Genomic DNA, 10,873 nt, shown 5'->3' on the forward strand with positions numbered 1-10,873 from the left:
GATGGAAGTTTCACTTTATTTAAAATTATAGGTATATTCTCTAAAATACACTTCATATAGTGATTATATAAGTCCACTTTTATTTTTCGACATATTCATTATGCCATCGAATAATGAGACTGGATCTATGAGGAGGCCATTTATACAGAAAATCCGCAAAATTATGTAAATTTTTTGTAAATTAAGCTTTTCCCTAGAATGTTAGTGTCGAAATCGTGTAAACTGTAGATATAGCAAATTTTATACTTTGTCATGACATCTGTAGTTCCAGCATCGAAAGGTTGTAATAGGCTTTGCCAGTGCGATCAAACGATAAGGAGTGGTTTTTTGAAACCTTCAACAAACCGTATGCTAACTAGAATCAAATCAGTCTACATGTTTATTCATGAGAAAGGAACTGTGACGACACAGCAACTTGTCGACGAATTTGGTATTACTCCTCGAACAGTGCAGCGCGATTTAAATGTACTTGCATATAATGATTTAGTTCACAGCCCGAGTAGAGGAAGATGGGCAGCGACAAAGAAAAAAGTAAAATTGACTTCTTAAAGATCCATAAAAGAAAAATTAAATAAATAAATAAATACATATTGGCTGTCTATAGGGGACAGCCTTTTTTCTGTATTATTCAGGTTTATAATTTTTAAGTAACTCGACTTCTTCTTCTGTCAAATCACGATACTCTCCGCGTTTTAATTCTTCTTCATCTAAACATAATGGTCCCATTGTTATTCGTTTTAAATACTGTACTTTCTTTCCTACTGCAATAAACATTCTTTTTACTTGATGGAATTTTCCTTCTGTTATCGTTAACTCGATTTCTGATTCAGGTCCTGATGTAATAATGTGAAGTTTTGCAGGTTTTGTTATATATCCGTCATCAAGTTCCACACCATTTTCAAAAGCAGTTTTATCATCATCTGTGACTTCACCTAAAATTTTTGCATAATACGTTTTTGGAACATGTTTTTTCGGTGAAAGCAATTGATGTGCAAGCTGTCCATCATTCGTTAATAATAAAAGACCTTCTGTATCCTTATCCAGTCTGCCTACTGGGAATGGCTTATAAATAATATCTTCTGTTTCAAGCAAATCCAGAACAGTTTCATCGTATTCATCTTCTGTTGCGGAAATAAAGCCCGCAGGCTTATTTAATAATAAATAAATAAATTCCTTATATTCTATCGTTTCTCCATTGACCGTTATTTGCTGTTTTTCCGGGTCCACATGTGTTTTTGGATCTTTCACTTTTTCTCCATCTGCAAAAACAGTACCTGATTTTAATAATTGTTTTACTTCTTTTCGGCTTCCATAGCCTGTATTCGCTAACAATTTATCAATACGCAATCTTTTCACCTTCCACTTTTTATAAAAGAAACCCGGTATTTTACCGAGTTTCTGCTTTTACTTAATATTCTCTTCTTCTTCCAGGGATAAATTTCAAAATCCGGCTTCCGAACAATTTTTCTAATAGATGTGATCGATATGCCACATATAAGTAAACTGCCACGCCGACTATAACAGAAATAGCTAAAACAGTGACAGATTGCGTTCTTCCATCAGAATATGTAATAAATATATCTAATATTGATTGTGTCACAGAAACAGTCAGTCCCATGAATATTCCGAAGGCAATAATTAAAAACGTCCTTTTGATAAGCACCCCGTATGAGTAATTTGCATGGCGTTTAATCATTGCGAATCCATAAATCAATGAAACTAAATATCCTAAAGCTGTCGCTGCAATCGAGCCAACACTTTGAAACATCTGAATAAGAGGAATGTTTAATGCCAGTTTCACTAAAATGCCAAGGACTAAGCTAATAACTGCTAATTTCTGTTTATTCATTCCCTGTAATACCGCTGCATTAACAGTAAATAAAGAAAATAATAATGCAACTGGTGCATACCACATTAAAATATCTTTTCCTAGTTCCAATGACTTTACACCAAAAAACACACTGTAGGCAGGTCCTGCTAAAACAGATAAACCGATAACTGCCGGCAATACTAAAAACATAATAATTTGCAATGTCTGATCGATCTGCCTTCTTAATCCTTCATAATTTTTAGTTGTAAATGCCTCTGTTACAGATGGGATAAGCGTTAAACCGAAAGCTGTTGCAAGTGATACGGGAATCATAATCAGTTTTGGAAGCATGCTGACTGTAATAGCATAGTGGTCAGTTATTATTTCCTTATATCCTGCCGCTCTCATCGCCCCTATAAAGGTATATGTATCAATTAACTGATAAATTGGAATAGCCAATCCGATAAATACAAATGGTGCCGCATATCTCAAAACTTCTTTAAAAATAGACTTAATCGAAACCTCATGTGCTGGAATCTCATTTTCTTTCATAGCAAGCAGGCTATTCTTGCGGCGCAACCAATAAACCATTAGAACGATTAATCCTCCAATTGCTCCAACTGTCGCTGCCAAAGTCGCATAACCAACTGCTAAGACAAGATTTCCACCATCCATTATTTTTAAAATATAATACGTCGCTCCCAATAAAAATGCTATTCTCACTAACTGCTCAATAACTTGAGAAATAGCTGTCGGTCCCATTGATTGATGCCCTTGAAAAAAGCCTCGCATTAAACTCATAATCGGTACAACTAATAGAGCAGTACTTACCATCCTAATAACAAACGTAACATCTTCGACAGTTATACCATTTAACTGGTCTGTTGATAAGGCTCCCTTTGCAAAATAAGGAGCTAAAAAAAACAAAACAAGAAAAGCGAGTATCCCGGTTAATAACATAACACGAAGCCCTGCTTTAAACATTCTCCTGCTCGTTTCATAATCACCTAAAGCATTATATTTTGAAACATATTTTGATACCGCAGCCGGAAATCCTGCAGTTGCGATACTTAAAAAAATTGTATACTGCGCATAGCCTGTCTGGTACAATAGATTTCCATTTAAACCAACAAGCGCCGTAAACGGAATAATATAAATCATGCCTAAAATTCTTGAAATATATGTACCTAGCGTTAAAACGAACGTTCCTCTTAAAAATTTATTCGACATCTTCTATTTTCACCATTTTTCTCTCTGAAGATTCAACTTCTCTATTCTAACATACAACTATCATAATACATGTTATAATCTTATCAAAATTTCTACGTTATTCATGACCCAGAAGTTTCATTTTTCTTTTTCTTCGATTCGGCTATAATAGGATAATGCAAGAAATATTAAAGGTTGTGACTTAAATGATGTACGATGTAATTATTATAGGCGGAGGCCCTTCTGGTTTAATGGCAGCAATTGCCGCAGGGGAAGGATCTAAAAGAGTACTGCTAATTGATAAAGGGAATAAACTTGGCAGGAAGCTTGCCATTTCAGGCGGCGGTCGCTGCAATGTAACGAACAGACTTCCGATCGATGAAATTATTAAACATATTCCAGGCAATGGACGTTTTTTATATAGTGCCTTTTCTGAATTCAGCAATGAAGATATTATTTCTTTCTTTAAAAATCTTGGTGTGGAGTTAAAAGAAGAGGACCATGGCCGAATGTTTCCAGTGACAGATAAAGCACAATCTGTTGTTGATGCACTCATTAATCAGCTCAAAAAGCTGAATGTGGAAATTCGCACGAATGAATCCGTCAAAAAAGTAAATTATGACCATGAAAAAGTTGTCGGCATTACATTAATGAACGGAGAAGATATCGGCACAAAATCGGTCGTTATTGCTGTCGGCGGAAAAAGTGTTCCGCATACCGGCAGTACAGGTGACGGCTACGCATGGGCAGAAAAAGCAGGCCATACGATTACCGAGCTGTTTCCAACAGAAGTTCCTATTACATCTAATGAAAGATTTATTCAAGAAAAGACTTTGCAGGGACTGTCTTTACGAGATATTTCATTAAGTGTATTGAATCCGAAAGGAAAAGCCATTATCTCACATAAGATGGATATGATCTTCACCCATTTCGGAGTATCAGGTCCAGCCGTCCTTAGATGCAGCCAGTTCGTTGTAAAAGCATTAAAGAAATTTAAAACGAATGAAATTACTATGTCAATTGACGCTGTACCAGATAAAAATGAGGAACAGTTTTTTCAATCTGTTGTGAGCGAACTTAAAAACGACTCAAAAAAAGCAATCAAAAATGCATTAAAAGGCTTGCTTCCTGAAAGATATCTGCTCTTTTTACTTGAGAAAAATGACATTGATCCGCTCGTCACTTATGCGAATCTTTCCAATGAGAAACTGCGTTCATTTATAAAAGATTGCAAGCAGTTTCAATTTAAAGTAAATGGTACATTATCACTCGATAAAGCTTTCGTAACCGGCGGCGGTGTTTCTGTAAAAGAAATTCATCCGAAGGAAATGGCTTCAAAATGTAAGAAAGGCTTGTACTTCTGCGGTGAAGTGCTCGATATCCATGGCTATACCGGCGGCTACAACATAACGTCCGCTCTTGTCACCGGAAGATTAGCAGGGAAAAACGCAGCGATTTATGTAAAAAGTGGTGCCTAGGCATCACTTTTTTTCATTTTTGAAATATATCAGCAACTTTTCGTATTATAAAGAAACTGCGACAAGTTTTGACAACCTAGTTACGGTATAAAATAAGTGCAGAGTAACAATAAATCTGCTCCCCATCTCTTGTTGTTGCAATAGCAACACTGTATTTTATATCTTTCAGCTGTGTTTCTGTGATCGTCTCCAGAAATTTATTCACTTCTATCTGCAAATCCTTCTCATGTTCTTCATCAAAAACAGCGATCTTCATCTTTTCATACCATCCTTTCGTCATCAAGCGGCTAGTAAATGGTATGTCTGTCCGATCAACTTTATAACAAAGTGAATAAAAAAAGCCCCTGATTAAACAGGAACTTATGCCAGCTCACTTTTCGGTTTTGTATTCCCTTCCCACTCAAGCATACCGCCGACCATGTTTACAACATCATAGCCTTGCTCTTCAAGGTACTCACATACTCTTCCGCTTCTTCCACCCGAACGGCAAATGAAAATTGTTTCCTTTTCCTTATCGATCTCGGCTAATTTTTCAGGAATTTCAGACATGCGAATATGCTTTGCTTCTGGAATCATACCGCCTTCTACTTCCTCATCTTCGCGAACATCAATTAACTCTAAGTCTTCTCCACTCTCTAATCTTTTCTTAAGCTCTTCTGTCGTAATTTCTTTCATTATTTTCACCCTTTCAATATGTATAAACGTATTATAACAAATGACTTTGTATCACTTCCACTCAGTATGTTACGATTAACGATATATTAACGGAATCGGGTGTTCTTAATGAAAATAATCGCTAAGCAAACATATGTAAAGGTAGAAAGAATCATTCATTATAATGAACAAATAAGTAAAGAAATAGAATATGAAATTCACTTGGTAGAAAATAAAATCCTTACTCCTTTGAATGAGTTTTCCCTTAAACAAGTTCTCGATATGTCTTATCGTTCTGTTTCTAATCTATATGGCTGTCTTTATTTACATACAACTTCCGGATTGTTTGCCTACTTTGTAAAAACAGACCCCCAACAATTTATAGACCATTTTAAAAACATGAAAAAATAGCCCCATCTAAAACAATTAGACTGGGGCTGCTTTCGCTATTCATTATTTAATTCGCAACGATATTAACAAGCTTACCAGGTACGGCGATTACTTTACGAATCGTTTTGCCTTCGATCTGCTCTTTCACTCTGTCATCAGAAAGTGCAATCTCTTCAAGCTGCTCTTTCGTTACCTCTCTTGATACACTTAGTTTCGCACGGACTTTGCCATTTACTTGAACGACAATCTCCACTTCAGCTTCCACTAATTTTGATTCATCATATGCCGGCCATGCTTCATATGAAATTGTTTCAGTTCCGCCAAGTTTTGTCCATAGCTCTTCAGTAATATGAGGAGCGATTGGCGCTATTAATTTAACGAAGCCTTGAACAAATTCCTTCGGTAAAACAGTCGCTTTATATGCTTCATTAATGAATACCATTAATTGAGAAATAGCTGTGTTAAAATGTAAGTTTTCATAATCCTCTGTTACTTTTTTCACTGTTTGATGGTAAACGCGTTCTAATGAATCACTTTGTTCATCAACAATTTTCGGACTTAACTCACCATTGTCTTCCACAAACAATCTCCAAATACGGTCAAGGAATCTTCTCGCACCATCAAGACCTGTTGTTGACCAGGCGATAGATGCATCAAGCGGTCCCATGAACATTTCATAAAGACGAAGTGTATCAGCACCATGGCTCTCCACGATTTCATCAGGGTTTACGACATTTCCTTTTGATTTACTCATTTTTTCATTATTTTCTCCAAGGATCATTCCTTGATTAAATAACTTTTGGAATGGCTCTTTCGTCGGTACTACACCGATATCATAAAGGAATTTATGCCAGAAACGAGCATAAAGCAAGTGAAGAACAGCATGTTCCGCACCACCGATATAAATATCAACTGGCAGCCATTGTTTAAGCTTCTCATCATCTGCTAAATACTGATCATTTTTCGGATCAATATAACGTAAATAATACCAGCAGCTTCCTGCCCATTGCGGCATTGTATTCGTTTCACGGCGACCTTTTTTACCAGTTTCCGGATCAACAACGTTCACCCATTCATTAATATTAGCGAGCGGTGATTCACCTGTTCCAGATGGTTTAATTTCAGTCGTTTTTGGCAATATTAATGGCAGTTCTTCTTCAGGAACAGCTGACATCGTGCCATCTTCCCAATGAATGATTGGAATCGGCTCACCCCAATAACGCTGACGGCTGAATAACCAGTCACGCAGTCTGTATGTGACTTTCTTTTCGCCTTTCCCATTTGTTTCAAGCCAATCAATTGCTTTATTGATTGCTTCTTCTTTTCCAAGTCCATTTAAAAAGCCTGAATTAACATGTTCTCCGTCACCAGTGTAAGCTTCTTCTTCAATATTTCCTCCGCTTACAACTTCTTTAATTTCAAGACCGAATTGTTTTGCAAATTCATAGTCACGCTCATCATGTGCTGGAACAGCCATGATCGCACCTGTACCATATGTCGCTAATACATAGTCAGCAATCCAAATCGGTGTTTTCTCGCCATTAACAGGATTCACAGCATATGCACCAGTGAACACACCTGTTTTTTCTTTTGCAAGATCTGTACGCTCAAGATCACTCTTATGCTTTACTTTTTCTAAATAAGCTTGTACCGCTTCTTCTTGCTCGTCTGTCGTAATTTTTTCAACTAAAGAGTGCTCAGGAGCAAGAACTGCATACGTCGCACCAAATAATGTATCAGGGCGTGTTGTAAACACTGTAAATGCTTCATCATGTCCATCAATTGAAAAATGAACATGTGCTCCTTCAGAGCGGCCAATCCAGTTGCGCTGCATATCTTTAATACTTTCAGGCCAATCTAATTCTTCTAAATCTTCTAATAAACGATCAGCATAAGCAGTAATTTTTAACATCCACTGCTTCATCGGACGGCGTTCAACTGGATGTCCGCCACGCTCACTTTTACCGTCAATTACTTCTTCATTTGCTAAAACAGTTCCGAGAGCCGGGCACCAGTTAACCGCTACCTCATCAATATAAGCTAGTCCCTTTTTATATAATTGTAGGAAAATCCATTGTGTCCACTTATAATATGACGGGTCTGTCGTATTTACTTCACGATCCCAGTCATATGAAAAACCAAGTGACTGTATTTGTCGTGTGAAGTTTGCGATATTATGCTGTGTGAATTCAGCAGGGTCATTACCTGTATCCAGTGCATACTGCTCTGCAGGCAATCCGAAAGCATCCCATCCCATCGGATGAAGAACATTATACCCTTGCATTCTTTTCATTCTTGATAATATATCTGTTGCTGTGTATCCTTCAGGATGTCCAACATGCAATCCCGCTCCTGATGGGTAAGGGAACATATCAAGCGCATAAAATTTCGGTTTATTTTTATCTTCAGTCGTTTTAAACGTTTTATTTTGTAACCAATGGTCTTGCCATTTTTTTTCAATCTCTTGATGATTGAAACTCATTGACACTTCCTCCTTAGAAACTTCCTTCGTATAATTATTTGAACGATCATATTTAAAAAAGCCCCCCATCACTGTATACACTACAGGGACGAGAGGCTAATTCCCGCGGTACCACCCACATTGGCATATATTTATGCCCGCTTTCTTATCCGTAACGTGGACTCTTCGACAAATATTACTATGCTTATATGCATTTCACATCTGCAACTCAAAGGCGAGTTCATCAACAAATAACGATTGACTCGCACCATCCGTCAACTCTCTGCACGTTTATTCGCTCACTACTATTCCTTATCACCGTTCATTTCATATACGTTTGTTAATTGTATTTTATATAATTTTTTTTGTAGATGCAAGCTATTCAAGTACGATATGTTAAAAATATAACTATCCTCATCCATTTACTTTTAAGTTTTTTGAAATAATTAACGGTGCTTCTGTTGACTGAATAATTTTTTCCACCGAATAGCCATTCAATGTCTCTGTTAATAACAGTCCTTCTTTTGTAACATCAATAACGGCACGGTCTGTAATAATACGATGAACGACAGCTTTTCCTGTCAGCGGTAAACTGCAGTTTCGCACAATTTTTGCTCGTCCGTCTTTTGAAACATGCTCCATAATAACAATAATTCTTTTTGCCCCATGAACTAAATCCATCGCGCCGCCCATTCCCTTAATCATCTTCCCTGGAATCATCCAATTTGCTAGATCTCCTTTTTCTGAAACTTCCATTCCCCCTAAAATAGCAATATCAATATGACCGCCTCGAATCATGGCAAATGACTCAGCACTATGAAAATAGCTTGCACCGCTGACAGCTGTAACTGTTTCTTTTCCTGCGTTAATTAAATCAGCTTCAGCCTCTTCCTCATAAGGATACGGTCCGATACCGAGCAAGCCGTTTTCAGATTGCAGAACAACTTTTTTATGCTCTTGAATAAAATTGGCAACGAGTGTGGGCATGCCAATTCCTAAGTTCACATAGTAACCGCTCTCAATTTCTTGTTCAGCACGTTGTGCAATCTTTTCACGAACCGTTAATTTACTCATTCTTTTCCTCCTTTCGAACTGTTAATCTTTCTATTCGTTTCTGCTGCTTGCCTTCTATTATTTTTTGAACATACACGCCTGGAGTATGGATTTGTTCGGGACGGAGTTCTCCTATTTCAGCTAATTGCTCCACTTCCGCAATTGTTACTCTCCCTGCTGCTGCTATAATAGGATTGAAATTTTGTGCGGTTTTATTGTAGATAAGGTTCCCCATTCTATCTCCCTTCTCTGCTCTTATTAAACTAAAATCAGCACGTAATCCTGTCTCAAGCAAGTATTCTCTATTATCAAATTCTCGTATCTCTTTTCCATCAGCGATTTTTGTACCAACACCAGCGGGAGTATAAAATGCAGGTATCCCTGCTCCTCCAGCACGAATTTTTTCTGCTAAAGTTCCTTGGGGTATTAACTCTATTTCAATCTCATTTGCTAGCACTTGTCTTTCAAATTCTTTATTTTCTCCTACATAAGAGGCAATCATTTTTTTAATCTGTTTATTTTTTAATAAAAGACCGAGTCCCCAGTCATCAACACCGCAATTATTTGAAATAATCGTTAGATTTCTCACTTTTTTCTCTGCAAGAGCTAAAATCAAATTTTCAGGAATTCCGCATAATCCAAAACCACCGACCATGATTACTGCACCATCGTGAATTTCTTCTATCGCTTCTTGAAAAGATACATAAATCTGCTTCATATATATACCTCCCCTCCACTTATGTATATTCTCATTTATGTAAAATTAGAAAGAGAGGCATACTATTATTCAAAGTTTCAATGTTTCCCCTAATTTTAATATTTTTAAATTTCCCTTATTTAACTTCAAATCAATCCAGGTGAAATTTAACCTGTCCAGTGCTTCTTTTGGTGTATCATCCGCTAATCTGAAAGCATCATAATGCATCGGGATAAATGTTTCGGCTTTTAAATCTTTATAAAGCTGAACAGCTTCTTCAGGAGTGACATGCTGACTTTTCATAAACCACTCAGGTTCATAACAGCCAATCGGCATTAAAACGTAATTAATTTTGAGTTTTTCTCCAATCTCTTTAAAAACATCGTGGTATCCAGTATCACCAACAAAATAAACAGTCGTCTTTGAAGCTTCCATCATCCATCCTCCCCATAGAGAGCGGTTCAAATCGGCGAGAGATCTTCTTGACCAATGCAATGCCGGAGTAAAGGTAATTGTGACTCCTTTATAAGCTAATTGCTCCCACCATGAGAATTCTTTAACATTAGAAAATCCCTTTTTCAAAAACATTTCCTTTAATCCTTTTGGAACAAAAATAACCGGATTGCCTTTTAATCTATACAATGATGGAAAATGAAGATGATCATAATGATTATGAGAGATCAAAACAATATCAATCTTAGGCATTGTTTGAAGTTCAACGCCGGGTTTTGTTAATCTTTTTTCAGAACCAAGCCACTGAGCCCATACAGGATCTGTTAAAATATTAAGACCTGAAAGTTGAATAAGAAAAGTACTATGTCCAATCCATGTAATAGCACATTCCGTTTGATTATTGTTAATAAAATCAGCATCTACCTTTTCAACATGTGGAACAGAAAATGAAAGGTCTTTTCTCTTCCGCATGCGCTCTAGCCTCCATTTTGCTATATTCCGTATTAATACTTTTTCCACTGCGGTAAATTGGTTATGTTCCACTTTGCTAATCACGCTCTCTTTCTTTGCCATTATTCTTAATATTATATAAAAAGAAGAGGACCCCTCTTTAAGGAATCCTATTAACAAACAATCTATTAATTTATCCCAGCCTTAACGAGCAGTAA

At 36.8% G+C, this 10,873-nt stretch carries 11 protein-coding genes and 1 other annotated feature; of the genes, 3 read left to right on the plus strand and 8 right to left on the minus strand.

Going from position 1 to position 10,873, the window contains the following annotated elements:
• Positions 1-327 precede the first annotated feature (327 nt).
• Positions 328-549 (plus strand): DeoR family transcriptional regulator, encoded by a 222-nt coding sequence (locus tag BFA01S_RS18630; RefSeq protein WP_066234314.1) that lies wholly within the window; start codon positions 328-330, stop codon positions 547-549.
• 75 nt (positions 550-624) lie between these two features.
• Here BFA01S_RS18630 and BFA01S_RS18635 read toward each other — a convergent pair whose 3' ends face one another.
• Positions 625-1,347, minus strand: coding sequence for a pseudouridine synthase (locus BFA01S_RS18635; RefSeq protein ID WP_066234316.1), 723 nt, complete (start codon positions 1,345-1,347; stop codon positions 625-627).
• A gap of 61 nt (positions 1,348-1,408) precedes the next feature.
• A complete protein-coding gene (locus BFA01S_RS18640) occupies positions 1,409-3,040 on the minus strand; it encodes a putative polysaccharide biosynthesis protein (protein WP_066234318.1) in 1,632 nt (543 codons plus the stop codon).
• Between the two features lie 185 nt (positions 3,041-3,225).
• Here BFA01S_RS18640 and BFA01S_RS18645 point away from each other — a divergent pair, with 185 nt between their 5' ends.
• The gene (locus BFA01S_RS18645) at positions 3,226-4,497 is read left to right on the plus strand and encodes a BaiN/RdsA family NAD(P)/FAD-dependent oxidoreductase (RefSeq protein WP_066234321.1); all 1,272 of its coding nucleotides are present in this window, start codon (positions 3,226-3,228) and stop codon (positions 4,495-4,497) included.
• 76 nt (positions 4,498-4,573) lie between these two features.
• Here BFA01S_RS18645 and BFA01S_RS18650 read toward each other — a convergent pair whose 3' ends face one another.
• Positions 4,574-4,777 (minus strand): sporulation protein Cse60, encoded by a 204-nt coding sequence (locus tag BFA01S_RS18650; protein WP_235843067.1) that lies wholly within the window; start codon positions 4,775-4,777, stop codon positions 4,574-4,576.
• 80 nt (positions 4,778-4,857) lie between these two features.
• Positions 4,858-5,172 (minus strand): rhodanese-like domain-containing protein, encoded by a 315-nt coding sequence (locus BFA01S_RS18655; protein WP_066234327.1) that lies wholly within the window; start codon positions 5,170-5,172, stop codon positions 4,858-4,860.
• A 108-nt stretch (positions 5,173-5,280) separates the two neighbouring features.
• On the opposite strand from BFA01S_RS18655, the gene BFA01S_RS18660 reads away from it, so the two are divergent.
• Positions 5,281-5,562, plus strand: coding sequence for a hypothetical protein (locus tag BFA01S_RS18660; RefSeq protein WP_066234330.1), 282 nt, complete (start codon positions 5,281-5,283; stop codon positions 5,560-5,562).
• Positions 5,563-5,608: 46 nt separating this feature from the next.
• Here the strand turns inward: BFA01S_RS18660 and leuS are convergent, their stop codons facing one another.
• From leuS to BFA01S_RS18680, 4 genes are all read right to left on the minus strand, one after another.
• Positions 5,609-8,023, minus strand: a complete 2,415-nt coding sequence (gene leuS, locus BFA01S_RS18665) for a leucine--tRNA ligase (RefSeq protein ID WP_066234333.1) — start codon at positions 8,021-8,023, stop codon at positions 5,609-5,611.
• A gap of 81 nt (positions 8,024-8,104) precedes the next feature.
• Positions 8,105-8,330: a binding site (T-box leader), on the minus strand.
• 86 nt (positions 8,331-8,416) lie between these two features.
• Complete coding sequence (locus BFA01S_RS18670) at positions 8,417-9,076, minus strand: CoA transferase subunit B (protein ID WP_066234338.1); 660 nt, start codon at positions 9,074-9,076, stop codon at positions 8,417-8,419.
• Positions 9,069-9,773, minus strand: a complete 705-nt coding sequence (locus tag BFA01S_RS18675; protein ID WP_066234341.1) for a CoA transferase subunit A — start codon at positions 9,771-9,773, stop codon at positions 9,069-9,071. The genes BFA01S_RS18670 and BFA01S_RS18675 overlap by 8 nt, the downstream gene beginning before the upstream one ends.
• Before the next feature lie 69 nt (positions 9,774-9,842).
• Positions 9,843-10,676: an MBL fold metallo-hydrolase gene (locus BFA01S_RS18680; protein WP_235843068.1), complete on the minus strand. Its 834-nt coding sequence runs from the start codon at positions 10,674-10,676 to the stop codon at positions 9,843-9,845.
• Between the last annotated feature and the right edge of the window lie 197 nt (positions 10,677-10,873).

This window comes from Metabacillus fastidiosus NBRC 101226, assembly GCF_001591625.1.
GTDB lineage: Bacteria > Bacillota > Bacilli > Bacillales > Bacillaceae > Metabacillus > Metabacillus fastidiosus.